Raw genomic sequence first — 20,179 nt, 5'->3', positions numbered from 1 at the left:
GATTTAATAATGTACTATTATTATTCAAGTTTACATTAAATCCCCACTCATAAATACTATTAATAAAACTATTTATATCCATAATTATACTTTTATTTTTAAATTGATTTCAAGGTATTGACTGTTATTATTTATTTTTTGATAGCCTTTTGAAATACCAAACATTAATTGATCAAAAACAAACGTATGTGAAATATCATCAATAATATTACAATCATTATCTGTGCCTGTAATTTCAATCCATGATGGCAGATTATTTTGTAATTGAATTTTTAAATTACCATATAAACTTTTATCTGCTTTAACTTTTATTACATGGGTAAAATTGGTTTTGTTTTTATCATTAATTCGCTGAACCTCTCTGAAAGTCCTTGAAGACTTATCCATATCACTAACATTTATTATTTCAGTAACGGTATAACCTAGTTGATCATCCACCCAATAGTTTTCTATATCTTCTTTATATGTATTTGGTAAGTTTATTGAAGAATAATCAATTGCAATACCGAATTGCAAATAATTTTCACTTTTAGGTGTTCCACCGAAGCCTGATTTTTCAAACTTTTCAACATCTTCGATTTCCTCAATTATATCAGACCCTCTTTTTGATGCTTTGAATTGACCATGTTTTTCTTCACCTGTTGTCAAAATAGTGTAGTTAGCTTTTAAGTTCTTTGTTAAAAAGAATCTAGCCTGTTTTTCGAAACCTTCTAATTCATCAATAATAGTAATATCCTTTAGAGCTTTATCAATACTATTTGAATTACCAAATAGTAGCACATAATAAGGTCTATATTGATTAATATTTATAGCCTTTTTTCCAGGTTCGCAAGTTTCCGAATAATAAGTACCCTTAAACTCTGATGACAGCTTAAAAACCACTGTTTCAATTTCATTTCTGGATAGTGCATTTTTAAAAGCATTTTCGATATCTATTGAAACAATATCAACATCGCCATCTTTAACCGAATAAATACCATCGGTAATAACAATACTCAAGTTATTGTTTATAGCATTTTCAATTGCATTAGAAAAAATAAATTGATGGTCGGAATTACCAATATCTCCAACTTTTATATTACTATTATCAATCTTATTAAGAATGTCAACTTGAGGATATTCCTTTGTATTTACAAAAAATGGATTTACAGTATAAGTATTTAAATTACCATAAATACGGTGCATCACTTGCTTGAAGTATTTACCATTTAAATAACCATTCATACTAGCTGAATTCTCAAAATAGAAATTAACAGACATTTCTGAACTAGATGCTGTCCCTTTTAACTCCTTAAATCTTTTAACCAATAGATTTATATCTTGTTCATCTTTAGCAGATAACCGAAACTTATTCTTTCTATTCGTAAACATATTAAGAGAATCTTCTTTGTTCTCCCAATTAATTTTAGATTCAGATGCTTCTTGAAATTCTAACTCATCTATGAATACTGCAAAATTATCTAAATAATTAACTTTAGAATTATCATCTGAACAATTGAGAAGTGTTAAAACAAATAGTACAAAAAGGTATGGTTTTCTCATGTTCTGAAAGAGAATTATTGATTTTAATTAATTATTTAATAATTCCAAACTTAAACTCATTACATATCAAATCCTTACGGTTTTCCGTAACCAACTAAAAAAAAAGAGAATCATTCATTTCTGAATACGATTCTCTTTTCTTGAAATGGCCTAAAATGAGATTAATTACCATTTAATCATCATCTCCTGGCGGCGGCGGCGGTGGCGGAATATCGGCTTCATTGCCACAACAATCCGTTGCTTGAGCACTTGTTTCATCTGCTACACTGGTTGGTGTACAGGAATAGAATGCCATATTCATGGCAAGCAAAAACAATAATACATATAATGTTTTCATGTGATTTAAAATTTAAAATTGAACAATCGTATGGCTGTCCACCTATTTCATTGGAAATGGCATGTGCAGCAATACACGCTTTAATACGAGAAGACGTCATTCTCGCTTGAGAAGTATGGAGTTAAAGACAGATGACGTGATTACTTCTCATAGGCACATAACCCATCTTTAAGACTCCAATTAGATTGATTTTCGCAAGCCTATGCGATTAGGCATCAATCAATCATGAGACAAATGAAAGCATACGGATTTGTTTTAGTTGGAAATGCATTGGAAGTCTATTGGAAAGGTTTGGGAAATACATTTCCAACAAAATTCCAATGAATAATTATGTAACTTTATTCCCTAAAACACCTTCTAAATGCATAAAGAATTACTCATTAAAGCATTCGAAAAAGCGCGGATTGAACTCATTAAACAAGGTCATCCCAGTCCTTCCAATGTTAGAATGGCAGAGGAACTTTCATGGTATATTCAAGAAAATACAGGATTCACGCTGGGCGAACGGAGATTTAGAGATTATTACACGAATGCCCTAAAAAGTGAAACAGAAGATATTGAGATAAAACAAATAAAAGTCGTTGATGGATTATGTCACTATTTAGGATTTAACCATTATATTGACTTTATAAACGACCAATTACCAGAGGTAAAATCTAGCCCATCAAGCCGTTCAAAATCATTTTTTCAGAAACATAGAATAGCAATTATTTTAGTCCTTTTAGTAACTATTGCTTTTATAAGCTATAACGCTTTTACAAAACAAGAATGGATGCTTTGGGAAACAGACCATTATGTAGAAGCTGATTTTAATGCGACCTTATTAAAAGAAGGTATTCTTAAACTATATGATCAGGACCGGATTGATAACTTCCGAAAAATAAATCCTGATTGTAGTACGCCTTTTTTTAAAGCGGATGGTAAAGAAAATATTTGGTACGGTAAGAATCAAGAGGGTACATTAGAATTTTTCACCTCTGTTGGGTTGCATCCGGGAACAGGCAAAACCTTAAAGAAAATAACACCCTATATGATAAAAAAACATATTTGTAACACCTATTAAGGCCCGCAAAACATAATCCAGTTCACAATTAAAACCACCTTCATTCCATCCATCACTTTTCAATCGCTTTCAAAAGTAAGTCCTGATAATTTCCTGACCTTTATAGGTTTATACATCTCGGAAATAGGAATTAAAATATCTACAATAAGTAAGCACCTAAATTCTTACACCCCACTCACTTTCTTTTACAAGTTCCCAGGGAACACCAAGCATTTTATTTCTGCAAACTCATATAAATACCTATATATTTGCATTCTTATAATTAGGATTTCTAGGAAACCGTAAAAAAAACAAATTAACCAACTGACAATAGGTTAGAGATATAATGGATTTGCGCTAACTATGTATAATCACGTTTTAAAAATTACTTTATTCCTAATTTTGGCTGTTTCTCATATTGGCTTTTCGCAAATAGAGGAAAAAGACAAAAATGCAACGGATAGTGTTTATGAGAAGATTGAAAACTTTTCAGAAAAATCGAAATCAACCAAATTCCTACACAATCTTATTTTTAAAAATAAAACCAATCAAAACCGAAAAACCACGGTTCCTAAAAGATCTAATTTTAGTGATGTAGAAAATAAAATCGTTAGACATATTTATGTTGACAGTCACGATCCCTTCGGGTTTTCCTTTACCGACTCCACAGAAACCGCAAATAGTTGGCTGGAAAAAGCAGGGAATACAGTTCATTTAAAATCCAAAGATTTTGCCATTAGAAATTACTTGATGTTTGAAAAAAATCAACCTTTAGACAGTTTATTACTAATAGAATCAGAACGTTTATTGAGGTCTCAAGATTTTATTAGAGAAGTTGCCTTTAAGGTGGAGCATGTGGCAGGTAGTAGGGATTCTGTGGATGTGTATATAACAACTTTAGATTCTTGGAGTCTAATCCCTAGTGGCTCCATTTCCAGTTCCAAACTGAAAGTAAAATTACGAGAGGAAAATTTTCTAGGTTTTGGACATCAATTTAAAATGCGCTATGACACTAGATTTAGCGACAATAAATCGGCTTATGATGTGCGCTACGCCGTTTCAAACTTTAAAAATACCTATATCAATTCGGCTGCAGGTTATACCACAACTTTGGAGGGTGCTAAAAGTAAATATCTAAACATAGAACGTCCATTTTTCTCGGCCTATACCAAGTGGGCAGCAGGTGTTTATATGGACGAACAATTTGCACGAAAATGGTTACCAGATGCGAACATGGATTTAGGTGTTCAAGATTTAAAATACCAATCTCAAGATCTGTGGGCAGGCTATTCTTTCGATTTGTTTAAGGGCAATACCGAACGGGAACGAACAACAAATATAATTACGTCATTCCGGTTTTTAAATCTCAATTACAGAGAATCCCCTTCCTTGGCCTATGATAGTATTCAATACTTTTCAAGTGAAACATTTTATTTAGGAAGCATTGGTATTTCCTCCAGACAGTTTGTGGACGATCGCTATCTATTCAGAGATGGTATTATAGAAAGTGTTCCTGTAGGTGATTATTTGGCTATTATTGCTGGAAATCAACGAAAAAACAGTCAGAACCGCTTGTATCTAGGCGCTAAAGTTGGACATGGCAATTATTATAATTGGGGCTACTTAAGTCTTAATATGGAATATGGGACTTTTTTTAATACATCTAAAAAAGAACAAACGGCCTACTCCTTTAGCGCCAATTATTTTACGAATTTAATATCCTTGGGGAGCACATGGAAAATGCGCCAATTTATCAAGTCGCAGGTATTAATTGGAAAAAACCGTTTAAATTCAGTCGGTGACCGCGTTACCATTGATGAATACAATGATTTTAGAAATTATTACGACGTAGAAAATGCCAATAACGAAAATATGGGAATACCGGGTTTTGATAGTGACCTGCTAGGAACCTCCAAGTTTTTAATAACACTCCAAACGCAATTTTATCCGCCTTGGGAATTTATGGGTTTCCGCGTTAATCCCTATTTAAATATTAAATCGGCTTTATTGGGTACTGAAAACACCAAGCTTATTTCTAGTAAACTGTATTCATCATTTTCGGCCGGTGTTATCCTGAAAAATGATTATCTCGTGTTTGAATCCATTCAATTATCCATATCCTTCTACCCCTCAATACCAACGGAGGGTAATTCTATTTTTACAACAAACGCCATTAGCGTGGACGATTTTAATCTTCCAGGGTTTGAATTGGGCAAACCAGCACCAATCTGGTATAATTAAAAATTAAGATGCCTAAAACACGGCTTCTTATTCAGTAATTAAAAGGCATGTAAATGAAAAAAGCGCACAAAATTTGTGCGCTTAAAAAACTCCCCTGTTTTTATCTCAATAAATAGCAAAGCAAACATAAGGTGCTTTTGCTGTACTTCCTTACTGTTTTCCGTAATGGGTGGTAAATAATTAAATAAGCCCTAAATCTTTAACAATAGCTACTAAATGAATGGCATTTTTGGCTTTAAATTGAATGCGGAGTTTATTAAGTCGTTTTTCAATGGAACTCAAACTACTAGGCGACATGCCTTTTGCCTTGTATTGCTGACTGATTTGCTCCTGGGATAAGCCTAAAGACAATTGCTTTAATAATAAAATATCATAATCATCAATTTCCAAATCAGACGTCTTACGCAAAGCTTGCGATACCACTTCTGACACATAGCGTTCGTTATTAGAAACCGCATTTATGGCTTCGTTTAATTCAATAAGTCCGCGCCTGCCCTTACATACATAGGCTTTCACTCCATAATCATTTATAAGGCGTTTTACGGTTTGAATCCTGTCTTCAATGGAATAAACAATAATTTTTAAATCGGGAAAACTAGTATGTAATGCTTTTATTAAGTCTTCTCCTGATGCATATTTTTGATCTCTATGATCTTTTTTAAATGATAAATCTGTTATCAATAAATCGTAAGGTTCATTATTTAAACGGGCACTTTGAATCCGTAAATAGGCATCGTCACAATATTGAACGGAGGTGACATCGGTTATTTTTAAGGTATCCAGAATGGTTAACATTCCTAAATTAATACTAATTAAATCGTCTGAAACTATAACTTTTTTAAACATCTTAAACGGTAATAAAAGCACTAAAGCCTTGGTTAATTTGAGACTTAAAAGTAATAGAACCATTTATAGTATTTATACGGTTTTCCGCATTTTGCAAACCATTTTGTTTTTCTATGTGACATCCAACACCATTATCCGAATAGTTAATATGTACTTTTGATCCAGTTTTAGTGAAGTCCAAAACAACCACTTTTGCAGCGCTATGCTTTTTCATATTGGTCATTAATTCTTGAATTACCCGATATATAGCTACTTTTTTATTTTCCGAAACGGCTTCCCAATTTATTTTTGAGATGCCCTTGATAATAATGTTCGTATCTGGGTTTTGATAATTGGATATTAAATCCTTTAGGAGTTCTTGATAATTATTTGAAACATCTATTTCGTGATATTCTCTAGAAATATCTCTGGTTTTTTCATAGACAGCTTCTAAATCATCTAAAATACCATCACGACTCATGGTAGATTGCTGCAATTTATTCATTAAATGATAGACATCATTAGCGACCTCATCATGTACTTTTTTTGAAATGCGCAGTTCGGTATTATAAACCTCCAATTGTTTTTGTTTTTTATGCCGATGCCGCGTTATTAAAAACCAAATAAAACCTAATATAATAATGAGAATGGCTGTGTATCCGTAAATTAATTTCAAGTTTTTCTCTTTTTCAGCTTGAAGCAAGTTTGCACTGGCTATTTTTTCCTGTTTAAATACATCGTATTTCTTGGAGGCATATTTTCCGTCGGTAAGCAAATTAGCCCGTTCTATACTATCCCGAATCTGTTTGTAAAATAGTACTTCTGGGTCCGTTTTTAAACCGATGACCAAATCCATACTTTCTGAAATAATAGTAGCGTTCTTCGTGTTTTCCGCCAAATGGTAGGCTTTTCTTGCATGTTGTTTGGCATGACTGGTATCGCCAATTTCCATATAATAATTTGAAAGATCCATATAACTTCCAATAACCTCATAGGTCTTCCCTAATTGTTGTCGTATTTGACGAGCTTGATCAAAATAAGAAACGGCATCTGGATGCCGAAGTTTTCCTTTTACCATAGCGTAGTTGTGTAGAATGCGCGCTTTCTCTGCGGAATCTCGAACGTGTACTAATGCTTTTTTGAGGCTTTCAAATTCGGTAAATGCTTGGTCCCACCGCCCCGATTTTATAAGCGCAAAACCCATATTATTTTTAAGTTTAATTTGCTGGAATTGCACTGTATCCAAGTCAAGCGCTCGTTGATAATAGCTAATGGCTTTATCATAATCTAATAATTGACGATAAATTTTACCGAGCTGGTTATAAATTCCAATACGACTTTCAGTGGTCGCCGAATCTACTGGCATATTATCCAATAAGCTTAAAGCTTCAATAGCCGTTTCTTCGCTGTCATAATAGAAACCTAACTTATTTTGAATAATTGCTATTAGTCGCAAATTGTAAATAGCGTGAACAAGATTAGACTTTTTCAAATTTTGCTCTTTCAGCCTATTGTAAAACGCAAAGGCCTGTATTAAATCGGCCTTGTGTAATGGATTCTCAACTTTTTCTCTATAATAAGCAGCGCTATCAACCGGTTTTTGTTGGTACGCATAGCTCGGTAAGACATTCAAAACGAGAAAGCCCAGCATAAAAAAGAAATAAAGTAATGGTCTGAAGGTCATGCAGTAGGTCTTACATCTAGGAGCTGTAAACAGGTAAAGATTTGAAATAACGCATCCATTACATTCCTAATTATTTTCATTTATGAGGCTATAAACTGTTTTGAAGAGATTCGTTTTTCCCGTTTTTAAAGTTTCCTGACAATTCACACTAGAGTGATGGCATTTTATTCAAATGATTAATGCTTTCGTGTACAAAGGTCTCGCAAATTCGCTTAAACAACTTTTGTAATCCATGCCAACTTTTCGCCACACCCTTTTAAATAAGTACTATAGAAATCCAGTGGTTTCAACACACTAAATAAGGACGTACTAATCCACACGTGGTATAACTAGAAACGGAATGATGGAGTGATAGCCCATTTTTTTTATTACCGGTTCCTTAATTAATTTTTCAACAAAGCTATGCTCATAATTAATCATGGTAAGAATATTACTATTATTCTCCTTAATAAAACGGGTGATAGCTTGTTCTTTTTTTCTAGTCTTTGTAAGCCAGTTAAAATTAATATTATAATCCTTAAAGTACGTTTTTAGCATGTCCACATTTTTAAGCTGTTTATCTTCAAGTTTGTCCTTTTTATTAATATGAACAATCTCAATTTTAGACCCATGTAAATCGGCAATTTCCTTGATAAACTTTAACTCTTCGCCATAAAAACGATTAAATTTTGTTGGAAAAACCATGTTATTTGGCGTTTCATATTCAAAATTACTTGGAATTAATAAAACCGGGCAACGTCTCATTCTATTCATTACGGTAACCGTATTACTACCATATAAAAATTCTTGAGCGCCTGTAGCACCTTTAGTACCCATAACAACTAATCGTATATTATGTTTTTTAACAGCAACTTCCATACAATCCAATACAGAACCTTCACTAAAAATTGTTTCAAAGGTATGATCGCGGTCTTTACTTTCCTGTTCTGCTCGATCTTTAAATGCTGCCAATTTTTCCTTTAATTTATTTTGAACAGGCTCAATGGAACTTTGAGGAATATGTGTTCGTGCGCCCGAATTTAAAAACGTCCAGGCATGTGAAAAATAAAAAGTACAAGGCTCGCTAGCATATAGATTTAATGCATACAAAGCTGCACTCCAAGCATTGTCTGAAAAATCAGTAGGTAATAAAATGTGATGTCTCATAAGTAAATTTCATTAAGGGTTTTGTCGGTATTGTTAAAGCGACACCTTTTTTTATAGTGTGTAATTAATATTTGTTTTAACCTGGAATAACGAGAAATGGAATACTGGATTTAAAACCTATTTTTTTTATTATAGGTTCTTTCATAAAGCTATCAATAAAACTATGTGGATAGTTTATCATTACCAGCATGTTGATATCAAATTTCTCAATAAAGTGGGTAATTCCACGTTCTTTACTACCTTCTGAAGGCATGGAATGAAAATTAGGCGAATAGTCTTTTAAAGCTACTTTTAATTGATCTAAATTGTAATCCTGCGCTTCTGAAATATCATGATCTTTGTTTATATGAACTATTTCAATTTTAGAATTGTACAGGGCTGCCATATCTTTTAATGGTTGTAATTCATCACCATAACTTCGACTAAAGTCGGTTGGAAAAGCAATTTTTTCTGGCTGTTTAAATTCATATTCATCGGGAATTGCTAAAACCGGACACTGTTTCACGCTTTGGATGATATGTACCGTATTACTTCCAAAAACAATTTCTTCCGCTTTTGTGGCGCCTTTTGTTCCCATGATAACCAAATCTATTTTCTGCTTTTTTATAATAGATTCCAATGAGTCTCTCAAATCATACGAACTTAAAATAGTTTCAAATTGGTGGTTCGCATTGGCATAGTGCTGTTCTGCCTTTTGTTTAACTTGTGCTAAACCGTTTTTGGCGTTTTCAGTAACAACACGCGTGAGTTTACTAGACATACTCGATCGCGTAGAACCTTTTATTATAGAGGAATGTAAAAAATAAAACGTACAAGGTACAGCCTCATACAGCTTAAAGGCATATAAAGCTGCAATCCAAGCATTATCAGAAAAATCAGTTGGTAATAGAATGTGTTTTCTCATAAAATATATTTTAAATTAATGGGATAAGTTAAAGCTTCTAGCGCGCTTTTCCTATGATAAAAATCATAAGTTTCAAGGAATAACCCAAAACGCGTTTTAAATTGAATCCCGGAAATGTATGAAGCAATAACGCGACAAGATGTTTTAAAATAAACTCAACCTTTTTAATAAAAGACTAAGATATCGATTTTATATACATCTGTCAATAGATACTAGGATTCTAATAGTTTAAAATGATTAAATAATGTGAAATTCGCTAGCAATACCCCGTTTAATTTTCAACCAAATATAAGGTGTTTATGTCCATATTAACGACATAGTTTAGCTTTCATATAGCGTGCATTCATTTCGGCAATACTCCGGATGGAAATCTCCGCGGGACATTCTACTTCACATGCCGCCGTAAAGGTACAACTGCCAAAATTTTCTAATTCCATTTGGGCTGTCATATCCAACAACCGCTTATGGGCTTCCGGTTTACCTTGTGGAAGTTTATTTAAGTGGTTTATTTTTGCCGAGGTAAATAAGGCTGCAGATGCATTTTTACAAGTTGCCACACAAGCACCACAACCTATACAGGCGGCGACATCCATAGCGGCATCGGCCACATCTTTGGAAATGAGAATGGCATTAGCTTCGGCAGCTGTCCCTGTTTTTGCTGTTATATAGGCGCCTTGTTCCACTATTCTATCAAAGGCCGTTCGGTTAACTACTAAATCCTTAATAACCGGAAAAGCAGCTGCGCGCCAGGGTTCTACAACAATGGTATCACCATCTTTAAAGCTACGCATATGCAATTGGCAGGTTGTAATATGATCATGCGGTCCATGTGCTCTGCCATTAATAAACACGCCACATTGCCCACAAATACCTTCCCGACAATCGGACTCAAAAGCAATGACTTTTTCGTTTTTTAATACAAGGGTTTCATTCAGATAGTCCAAAGCTTCTAAAAAAGACATATCTCCGGATAATCCATCAACAATATATGCTTTTAAAGAGCCTTGAGCTCCCGAATGGTCTTGCCTCCATATGTTAAAGGTTATTTTCATCTGGTTATTATTTATAACTTCTTACCGTTGGCTGAATATATTCAAATTCTAAAATTTCTTTATGCAGTTTAAAATCCGCTTCTTGATATTCCCAAACAGAAACGTAAGCATAATCCGCATCATTGCGCTTGGCTTCACCTTCTTCCGTTTGGTATTCTTCCCGAAAATGCGCACCACAGGATTCGTTTCGTTGAAGTGCATCGGTACACATCAACATGGCCAACTCCATAAAATCGGCTAAACGCAAGGCTTTTTCTAATTCAGGATTCATCTCATTTGCGCTTCCTGTAACTTTGACATCCTTCCAAAAGGCGGCTTTAATTTGTTTTATTTGAGTAATGGCCTTTTCTAATCCCGCTTTATTCCGACTCATAGCACATTCTTGCCACATAACGTTTCCCAACTCGCGATGAAAATCATCGGAAGTGCGACTGCCATTTATATCTAAAAGTTTTTGAATTTGTTGTTTAACAGAGGCTTCTACTTTGGCAAATTCTGGATGTTCTATGCTGGGACGCTCTGGGTATAATTCCCCTTCCAAATAATTAGTAATAGTATTCGGTAAAATAAAATATCCGTCTATACTGGTTTGAAGCAGGGAATTCGCCCCCAGTCTATTGGCACCATGATCGGAATAATTACATTCACCTATAGCGTATAAACCCGGAATGGTGGTCATTAATTCATAATCCACCCACAGTCCACCCATGGAAAAATGTGCTGCTGGCGAAATCTTCATCGGCTCATGATAGGCGTTTATTCCTGTTATTTTTTCATACATGGTAAATAAATTCCCATATTTATCGGTAATGGTGTCCTTTCCCATTTTGGCAATGGCATGCTTAAAATCTAAATACACGGCATTTTTCAATGGACCCACACCATGACCCGCATCTATACGTTCTTTTGCAGCGCGCGAAGCAATATCTCGAGGCGCCAAATTTCCAAAACTCGGGTAGCGCCTTTCTAGGTAATAATCGCGTTCTTCTTCGGGAATGTCTTGAGGTTTTCTAGAATCGTCTTTGTTTTTAGGTACCCAAATCCGACCATCATTACGGAGGGATTCAGACATTAAAGTCAATTTTGATTGCGCATTACTCGTCTGTGGCAAGGCGGTAGGATGAATTTGAGTAAAACTAGGTGCTGCAAAAAATGCACCGCGTTTATGAGCCTTCCAAATAGCACTTCCATTACACCCTATGGCCAACGTGGACAATCTGAAAACACGGGAATAACCACCTGTGGCTAGCACAACAGCATCAGCAGCAAATCGTTTAATAGCACCAGTTTCTAAATCCCGCGCAATAACACCTTTTGCTTTTCCATTAATAACAACAAGGTCCAAAACTTCATGCCGTGGTAGCATGTCCACTTTTTTAGCGCGAATCATTTTAGATAATTGTGAATAAGCCGCCAATACTAACTGCTGCCCTGTTTGTCCGCGCGCATAAAAGGTACGTTGAACTTGCACACCACCAAAACTTCTATTGGCCAAAACACCACCATATTCCCGTGCAAACGGAACACCCTGTTGCACAAAATGATCTATTAAAGGCGCTGATAATTCAGCCAACCGATAGGTGTTGGCTTCCCGCGACCTGAAATCGCCACCTTTTAGCGTATCATGAAACATACGCCAAACACTATCCCCATCATGTTGGTAATTTTTGGCTGCATTTATACCGCCTTGAGCCGCTACAGAATGTGCACGTCTTGCGGAGTCCTGATAACAAAAACATTGCACCTGATACCCAAGTTCTGCTAATGTAGCTGCTGCTCCAGCGCCTGATAATCCAGAACCCACAACCATAATATTGAGTTTCTTTCTATTGGCCGGATTAATTAAATGCGATTTGGCTTGATAGTTTTTCCACTTATCCTCTAGCCTACCTTCTGGAATTTTTGAATCTAATGTCATGTTCTAACTATTTGAAATAAACAATTATGGGTATAATCCCAAAACCAAGGCTCACAATAATGGCATAAATAAGTGCAATTTTAGCCAATACTTGAAGTCCTTTTTTATGATAAAAACCCAAGGTTTTAAAAGCGGATTGAAGGCCGTGGTGCAAATGAAATCCTAATGGAATCATTAAAATTGTGTAGAAAAGCACGTAATAGATATTATGAAATAAGGCATAGGCAACTTCGTAAACATCTATATTTCCGGCGATATCGGTTTTTACCTCCGCACCTATTCCCAATTTAACGCGCGCCCAAAAATTAACGAGGTGAACACCAATAAAAATTAAAATGAGCACCCCTAAAACCCCCATATTTTGAGAAGCCCAACTACTGGTTTTGTTTTTATGATTAATGATATAGCGGTCACTTTTAGAACGCCGGTTTTTATAGGTGATGATGCCCGCATAAATAATATGAAAAATAATAGATAGATACAGTAAATAGGCCACAAGCATAATAAGTGTACTCTCTCTTAAAGTGGTTGAATACGCATTGTATAGACTTCTAGCCGTAGCTTCCGGAAATAGCAAGAGTATATTTGCCGACAAATGAACCATCAGAAAAACACAAAGAAACAATCCTGTTGTAGCAATGATACTTTTTTTAAAAAACAGACTCATGACGGGTTGATTTATCTAAGATTAAAGACCTAAAAAATTACCTAATTAAAATCGTCACTAAAAATAGGGTTTCAATTTGAATAGAAAAAGCATAACAGGAATTAAAAGATATAATAAGGAATGACCTCATAGCGTTTACCAAACAATACAGCTTATTTTCTAGAATATTTCAATAGGAAAACGCAATTATTCATTTGGGTCAAGATTAGCATCTAATCCGTTTAAAAAAATAATCAAAATCGCGTAACTTGTGTTCACAGACTTCATTTAGGAAGTCACGGCGAAAAAGACGCCATTTTAATTTAGTATGATCTATGCGTCTGGATACAATTCCTAAAAATGAAAATCACACATTTTATTTTGGAAGGCAGTGAATTTAGATTCCAAAACGATTTTACAATTATGAGTTATACGAACATGGCTATAAAACCCATTATATTTTTAATACTATTTATGACAACGACGAACAAGTACGCACAACAAACCATTCCTAAATCTATAGAAAAAGAAGCCAAAGCGGCTTTGGATTTTTATCCAACCTTACGCGATGTTGGCATTGAAATTAAGTTTAAAAAAAATATAAAAAAATCCACCATGCAGGCACAGCCTAAATTTGGCAGTTTTTTTAAGCCGAGAGAATATCGCGACTATGTGATTTTAATCAGTGAACGATTTAAAATTTCGGATAAAGAGTTTTCCACTAAAGATATTCCATCGGATATTTTAATAGGCTGGATAGGTCACGAACTCGGTCATATAATGGATTATCAGGACCGTAGTAATCTGAATCTTATTTGGTTTGGTGTTAAGTACCTGCTTTCCGAAAACCACATTATTGAGGCCGAACGTGCTGCAGATACCTTTGCCGTTGCTCACGGTATGGAATCCTATATTCTAAAAACAAAAGATTTTATTTTGAATAATGCCGATATTACACCTTCCTATAAATTACGTATCGAAAAATTTTATCTTTCACCTGAAGAAATCATGGAGATTGTTAACAAACGGGATGGCGTGGTTCCTGAAGATGCTACTTCTGTGAACTAACAAAGGCCTCCCAATCCTGAAATTTATCTTCTTTCATAACCCGTTCCATTTTTACTTGGCCTCCTTTTTTCTTGTTGGCCGCACTCCATTCATGAAAAATAGCTGGTGGGATGATTTGCACTTTTACACCTTTCAAGGCTTTTCCACGCGCCACCTTATAATTCTTATTGGCCGCCTTTAAAAAACCATCTAAAGCTTCGGCTACATCATCTGAATTCAATGAATCTTCACTCCCAATATACCAACTATGATAAAATTCATCATCAGCGCCACGTTGTGCACAAATAGTATATTCAGGGATTTTTGTATTGAATTTTTGCTCTAATTGCTGCATGGCATCATCCATTTTATTCACGGATAATTGGGACCCCACCGTATTTAGAAAAAATTTGGTTCGTCCTGTTATTTTTATTTCGGCGCGCTCGACGTTTGTAAATTCAACCGTATCACCAATTTCGTAACGCCAAGCACCACTTACGGTACTAATTATTAATACATAATCTTGGTTGGTTTGCACATCTTGTAAAGTTAGAGAAGGCGCCTCTGGAACCAAAGAGCCATCTTCATTAATATATTCGGGTTTCATAGGAACAAACTCAAAATAGATTCCATTATCAGTCACCAATTGCATAGCATCGGTTTCTGGTCTGGCTTGAAATGCCATAAAACCTTCAGACGCTAAATAGGTATCAATCACCGTAATTGGCCGTCCCATTAAGGCATTAAAACTTTTTTCATACGGGCTAAAAGCCACACCTCCAGACGTGTAAACTTGCAGATTTGGCCATATTTCGTGAATATGCTTTAAGTTATGTTGCGCAATCACTTTTTCCAACATGAGTTCTATCCAAGATGGAATGCCACTAATGGCGCCAATGTCCCAATTTTTAGCATTGTCGGCTATTCGCTGCACGCGCTCATCCCAATCTTCAATTTTGGCAATATCTTCCCCTGGCTTATAATAACCACGAAACCAAAACGGAATATTACTGGCTGTAATACCACTGATTTCGCCTTCTAAATGCTCTTTGTTTTCTTGCAAATCTGTAGAACTCCCCAGCATCATGATTTCCTTTTCGAAAAAATCGGCTTCAAAATCAAAATTACTTAAAGCGAATACTTGATTGATCCCTGCTTGTTTTATAGCATCTATCATATCATCCGTTACCGGAATACGCTTACTGCTTTTTCCTGTTGTGCCTGAACTTAATGCGAAATAATTCGGATGGCCAGGCCAGGTAATATGGTCTTCCCCATTTTGATAGCGATACCACCATTCTTTTTGAATTTTATTATAATCGAAATATGGAACTGTATCTGAAAAGGCGGTTGCCATATCTGCCGAATCTAAAATAGATTCAAACTTATAATGCTTGCCAAATTCTGTATTTTCCGCTTTGGTAAGCAAATTTTTCAACACCTCTTTTTGAGCTTCCACCGGATTCAATTCCGGCGTAAACGTGTCTTTAATTTCTATAATACCTTTGATAATATTTCCGAGTATAGCCATGTGGTAAAGTTAATTTTTTTTGTTTTTATTTTCTAATCAAGTCCAAGCGTTTTTTGACTGTAAAAAATAAAAAGTGAACTGAAATTACTAAATACAAAAACTTAACAGGAAAATAAATTCTGTTCAGTTTTTGTTTATTGCCAATTAGAAATTAAACTTGTTAGTGTTTTAAAAATCTAAACGTATGTGTGCCAACTTCTGTTTGTAATTTTACAAGATATGTACCCGTTGCTAATTCGGAAACCTGCAATTCCAATTTAGATGCTGACGTATTTTGAGCATAAACTTCCTGACCCAACATATTAAAAATGGTTACGCTTTGAATGGTAGATTTATAACTAATATTCAAATAGTCTTTTGTTGGAATCGGGTAAACAGAAAGGGCATTTACTTCAAACGTATCCGTACTTAAAGGCGTTATATTTAATGTGAAATCCAGTGCTTGGCCGTATCCAGGGTAAATGCCTTGACCGAATGCATCAAATTCGATTCCACAAGGATTTATTTCCGCTGGAGAGTCTGAATCGGTATATGTTTTAGTAAGTCTTATGCGTGTTTCACCTAAAACGGCATCAGTTGGCACTAAAATATCCATACTGACGCTAACCCCGTCGGTTCCGTTGGTATTGATTAATGTTCCTATTTCGTATATTTCACCCGCATCATCTAAAATATCATTTTGGTTCCAATCTATAAATGCAACAATATCCGTATCAAAAGGACCATACGTGTTTCCAGCGACTTCCAAAGCATAGGTTTCGTTTAACGCTATATTAACCACTGTAGCTGTTTCGTCTATTAAAACAGTTGTGGCATCCGTATTAGCGATGTTAGTTCCTGCAAAATTTACGGATGAAATTTCTTCAATTATAACGTTATCTGCATCTGTAATTTCACAGTAAGGACTTGGAAACGGCAAAATAATTGGTGCTTCAACTAATAAGGTAAAATCTAAAGCTTGCCCATATCCTGGATAAATACCTTGACCGAATGCATCAAACTCAATCCCACAAGGATTAATTTGAGCAGGCGAATCAGAATCGGTATATGTTTTAGTAAGTCTAATTCGCGTTTCACCTAGAACAGCATCGGTTGGTATAACCATATCAAAAATTACGGATATCCCATCGGTTCCGTCCGTATTAGTCAGTGTTCCTATTTCAAATATCTCACCAGCGTCATCTAACACCTCATTTTGGTTCCAATCTATGAACGCAACAATATCCGTATCAAAAGGCCCATAGGTATTACCAGTTACTTCCATGGTGTATGTGTCTTCTTGCGTTACCGCTATAACCGTTGCAGTTTCGTTAATTAATACAGAAGCCACATCCGAATTTGTTATTGTCGTTCCGCCAAAATCCACGGATGCTATTTCTTCCACGATAACATCTGTAGCATCCGTGATTTCGCAATACGGGCTTGGAAACGTTTGCGCATGCATACCAAGGGATAGTAAAAAAAGCGCTAATGTAATTTTTTTCATAAGTTTTAAAATTTGATTTCAAACAAGTTAGTAAAATTAAACGTAATAGGATGACATACTAATTTTAACAAAATTTGTTAATGTTTTTATTTCTGATTGAAAAACGAATAGTTTCGCAAATCTCATGATGAAAAAAAATCCATATTCTAATACGTTGTCAGGCATTTTTTTAATGCTTGCCATGCTATTCGCTTTAAGTCCATGTTCGGCTAAAGAGACCTTTTTAGGAACGATGGACATCGATTTTCAACGTCCTGCCCACAAAACAATTGCTTCTCATGTTTATGAAATCTGCCAACTAACAACAGTGGATGGATTTGAAGTTGTAAAAACCACTGAACTTCAAACTTTAAAATTAATAGCGACTAAACCTTCTATTAATTTTGCAGATTTATTACTTTATGTACAACCCCGAATTGGCATAAATTACAGTAAAAAAACATCGGGCCTTAGTCCACCACTCTACATATTATATCAATGTTTAAAATTAGATACTACAGCAACTTACGTTTAGTAGTCTCCTATTTTTTTAACATTTATATATATAATTTACATGAAACAATTTTCAAATCAGTCGTATAACACGGCTGGACTTTTTACATTAGCCATCCGCCTAGTTGTAGGATGGACCTACTTTTCAGCCTTTTGGCGTCGCGTAGCATTAGCAAATAAGTTAAACCCTGAAGAAGCGGGTTATATAGGCGAAAAATTCAATCATTTTCTTCCCAACGCATTAGGTATTAAACCCATAATTGAATATTTGGTATTAAACCCAGATGCTTTATGGTGGGCCATGGTTATTTTCACCATCGTAGAAGGTATTGTTGGTCTCCTAATTATGTTAGGGTTTTTCACGCGACTCATGAGTATTGGGGTTTTCTTTTTAGCCATGGGTATTTTGCTCGGTTCCGGATGGATTGGTACCACCTGTTTAGATGAATGGCAAATTGGTGTATTAGGAATTGCCTCCGGTTTCACCTTGTTTCTAAGTGGTAGTGGCCATTATTCGTTAGATAAATTACTCATGGACAAAAATTATGCCTTTACAGGAACCAAATGGTTTGGCTTTTTAGGTTCAGGCATTTTACCGATTAAAAATTTAAAACCGATTGTTTTGTTCGGTTCTTTAGCCATTTTTTCATTAACACTGTTTACCAATCAGTATTTTCATGGCGGTGTTTTTGGAACGCTTCATAATAAATCCATCAAACCAAAATTAGAATTAAGCCAAGCATCTTTTTCTAATAACACTTTAGAATTTCAAGTATATCGTGTGGAAGGTGTGGATGTGTATGGTTCCTTTTTAATAGGTTTGGAATTAATGGATTCCCATGGTAAAACAATCCTGTCTTTAAATGGAACTGATTTATCACGATTCCCTGCAGAGCAGATTAATAATCATTATGTAGCGAAAATAAAACCGGGAGTACATAGTTTAATTATTCCATTGGGAGCAAAAGCGGATATCTCAATTCCTTTAAACGAAACGGGTAACAACCCGAATGGCAGACATGTTTTAAAGCTAACCGATATTAGTGGATTAACTTGGGAAATTAATGTGAATTAAAACGCTTGATTTATATTTAACCTAAAAAGCATCCCGAAAGATAATTTATCTCTCGGGACGCTTTTTTTTTAAGAAGAAATATTAATAATAAATTACGTGTGATACATAAATTTCAGATTTAATCAACCACCTAAAATGCAAAATGCATTTCGTCGGATTTATTATAACGTTACTCGACAGAAACTTTTCTGCACATCCATAATAATTTACCAATTATAAGTTATTAGTCAGAACCAACTGACACACTGCGCTTTACGCTAAAAAGTGAGTCGTTTTCTACAAATTAATTAAATACAAAGAGTATATTAACCGTTTACCGAATAAATTTCTCGACCGCCTTTTCATAGGTTAATTTTGGGCTCCCTCAGTTTACATAATTAATAATAGCAGATGTAAGTAATTTCTAATCGTGTATTTATTTAAAACCGATTTTAAGAAGTTTCTGACTGTTTATTGTTAAAAAATTAACCGCTATTATGAAAAAAATTACTTTCTACTCGTTATTACTAATTGTTATTACTTTTAGTGTTCAAGGTTTTTCTAAACCAATAAGTTCAGATTATTTTTCTGCAAATACTAATCAGGGTACTTTTTTCAGTAATCCGCTAAATGATTATGTGTCATTGCGACCGGATTTTGAAGAATCTTTCACTGAAAGTTCGGCAAGTCGCGCGATTACTTTCTGTCCAACAGATTTTTCAGTAAACGTAGATCCCGGCACTTGTGGTGCAGTTGTTACCTATACCATGCCTACAACAGATTTAAGTGGTGGATCAATGGTATTAACATCAGCTCTTGGAATTGGAGACACCTTTCCAGATGGTCCTACGACCGTAACCTATGAAGAACGCGATTCAGGAAATACGGCTACCGGACAAATTTGCAATTTTGTTGTCACCGTTTTAGATAATGAAGCCCCTGTTTTAACCCCAGGTATAGATAGAAATGTTAATTTAGATGCCAGTTGTGAAATCACCATCCCAAATGTCTTAGGAACAGCCACAGATAATTGTGATGTGGCTTCCATTACCCAAAACCCAATTGCTGGTTTCGTAATATCCGCGGTTCATAACCAGACCATTAATGTAACGGTTACGGCTACAGACGATTCTGGTAACACGGATGTTGAAACAGTTGTTTTGACAGCAATAGATGTGATTAATCCGATAACACCAACACTTGCCAATTTAACAGACGAATGTTCTGTAACA

Annotated in this window: 17 protein-coding genes; 6 read left to right on the top strand and 11 right to left on the bottom strand. The window is 35.0% G+C overall.

The window, feature by feature from the left end:
* Positions 1-84: 84 nt before the first annotated feature.
* Positions 85-1,542 (bottom strand): hypothetical protein, encoded by a 1,458-nt coding sequence (locus ACN0QX_RS13150; protein ID WP_417197580.1) that lies wholly within the window; start codon positions 1,540-1,542, stop codon positions 85-87.
* A gap of 172 nt (positions 1,543-1,714) precedes the next feature.
* Entirely contained in the window at positions 1,715-1,879 is a 165-nt protein-coding gene (locus tag ACN0QX_RS13145; RefSeq protein WP_417197578.1) for a hypothetical protein, read from the bottom strand.
* A 361-nt stretch (positions 1,880-2,240) separates the two neighbouring features.
* Here ACN0QX_RS13145 and ACN0QX_RS13140 point away from each other — a divergent pair, with 361 nt between their 5' ends.
* Positions 2,241-2,942, top strand: coding sequence for a hypothetical protein (locus ACN0QX_RS13140; RefSeq protein ID WP_417197576.1), 702 nt, complete (start codon positions 2,241-2,243; stop codon positions 2,940-2,942).
* A gap of 342 nt (positions 2,943-3,284) precedes the next feature.
* Positions 3,285-5,162 carry a hypothetical protein gene (locus tag ACN0QX_RS13135; protein ID WP_417197574.1) on the top strand — a complete coding sequence of 626 codons (1,878 nt, stop codon included), beginning with the start codon at positions 3,285-3,287 and terminating at the stop codon, positions 5,160-5,162.
* Positions 5,163-5,342: 180 nt separating this feature from the next.
* Here the strand turns inward: ACN0QX_RS13135 and ACN0QX_RS13130 are convergent, their stop codons facing one another.
* From ACN0QX_RS13130 to ACN0QX_RS13100, 7 genes are all read right to left on the bottom strand, one after another.
* Positions 5,343-6,008, bottom strand: a complete 666-nt coding sequence (locus ACN0QX_RS13130) for a DUF5932 domain-containing protein (protein ID WP_417197572.1) — start codon at positions 6,006-6,008, stop codon at positions 5,343-5,345.
* Position 6,009: 1 nt separating this feature from the next.
* A complete protein-coding gene (locus tag ACN0QX_RS13125; protein ID WP_417197570.1) occupies positions 6,010-7,671 on the bottom strand; it encodes a tetratricopeptide repeat protein in 1,662 nt (553 codons plus the stop codon).
* Positions 7,672-7,980: 309 nt separating this feature from the next.
* Positions 7,981-8,817: a universal stress protein gene (locus ACN0QX_RS13120; RefSeq protein WP_417197568.1), complete on the bottom strand. Its 837-nt coding sequence runs from the start codon at positions 8,815-8,817 to the stop codon at positions 7,981-7,983.
* A 76-nt stretch (positions 8,818-8,893) separates the two neighbouring features.
* A complete protein-coding gene (locus ACN0QX_RS13115) occupies positions 8,894-9,721 on the bottom strand; it encodes a universal stress protein (protein WP_417197566.1) in 828 nt (275 codons plus the stop codon).
* 308 nt (positions 9,722-10,029) lie between these two features.
* The gene (locus ACN0QX_RS13110) at positions 10,030-10,773 is read right to left on the bottom strand and encodes a succinate dehydrogenase/fumarate reductase iron-sulfur subunit (RefSeq protein ID WP_417197564.1); all 744 of its coding nucleotides are present in this window, start codon (positions 10,771-10,773) and stop codon (positions 10,030-10,032) included.
* 7 nt (positions 10,774-10,780) lie between these two features.
* Positions 10,781-12,691, bottom strand: coding sequence for a fumarate reductase/succinate dehydrogenase flavoprotein subunit (locus ACN0QX_RS13105; protein WP_417197563.1), 1,911 nt, complete (start codon positions 12,689-12,691; stop codon positions 10,781-10,783).
* A 7-nt stretch (positions 12,692-12,698) separates the two neighbouring features.
* Entirely contained in the window at positions 12,699-13,358 is a 660-nt protein-coding gene (locus ACN0QX_RS13100; protein WP_417197561.1) for a succinate dehydrogenase cytochrome b subunit, read from the bottom strand.
* A 453-nt stretch (positions 13,359-13,811) separates the two neighbouring features.
* On the opposite strand from ACN0QX_RS13100, the gene ACN0QX_RS13095 reads away from it, so the two are divergent.
* A complete protein-coding gene (locus tag ACN0QX_RS13095) occupies positions 13,812-14,405 on the top strand; it encodes a hypothetical protein (protein WP_248400626.1) in 594 nt (197 codons plus the stop codon).
* Here ACN0QX_RS13095 and ACN0QX_RS13090 read toward each other — a convergent pair.
* Together ACN0QX_RS13090 and ACN0QX_RS13085 are read right to left on the bottom strand one after the other, a co-directional pair.
* Positions 14,389-15,915, bottom strand: a complete 1,527-nt coding sequence (locus ACN0QX_RS13090; protein ID WP_417197559.1) for a GH3 family domain-containing protein — start codon at positions 15,913-15,915, stop codon at positions 14,389-14,391. The genes ACN0QX_RS13095 and ACN0QX_RS13090 overlap by 17 nt on opposite strands.
* Before the next feature lie 160 nt (positions 15,916-16,075).
* Entirely contained in the window at positions 16,076-17,401 is a 1,326-nt protein-coding gene (locus tag ACN0QX_RS13085) for a T9SS type A sorting domain-containing protein (protein WP_417197557.1), read from the bottom strand.
* A 124-nt stretch (positions 17,402-17,525) separates the two neighbouring features.
* On the opposite strand from ACN0QX_RS13085, the gene ACN0QX_RS13080 reads away from it, so the two are divergent.
* The 3 genes from ACN0QX_RS13080 to ACN0QX_RS13070 all read left to right on the top strand — a co-directional run.
* Positions 17,526-17,915, top strand: coding sequence for a hypothetical protein (locus ACN0QX_RS13080; protein ID WP_417197555.1), 390 nt, complete (start codon positions 17,526-17,528; stop codon positions 17,913-17,915).
* Between the two features lie 39 nt (positions 17,916-17,954).
* Positions 17,955-18,968 (top strand): TQO small subunit DoxD, encoded by a 1,014-nt coding sequence (locus tag ACN0QX_RS13075; RefSeq protein ID WP_376860742.1) that lies wholly within the window; start codon positions 17,955-17,957, stop codon positions 18,966-18,968.
* Between the two features lie 476 nt (positions 18,969-19,444).
* Positions 19,445-20,179, top strand: a 735-nt coding sequence (locus ACN0QX_RS13070) for an HYR domain-containing protein (protein WP_417197553.1), incomplete at its 3' end; no start/stop codon positions are given.

This window comes from Bizionia sp., assembly GCF_048259285.1.
GTDB classification, from domain to species: domain Bacteria; phylum Bacteroidota; class Bacteroidia; order Flavobacteriales; family Flavobacteriaceae; genus Algorimicrobium; species Algorimicrobium hallyeonense.
This window is presented reverse-complemented; position numbering and strand designations above follow the sequence as displayed.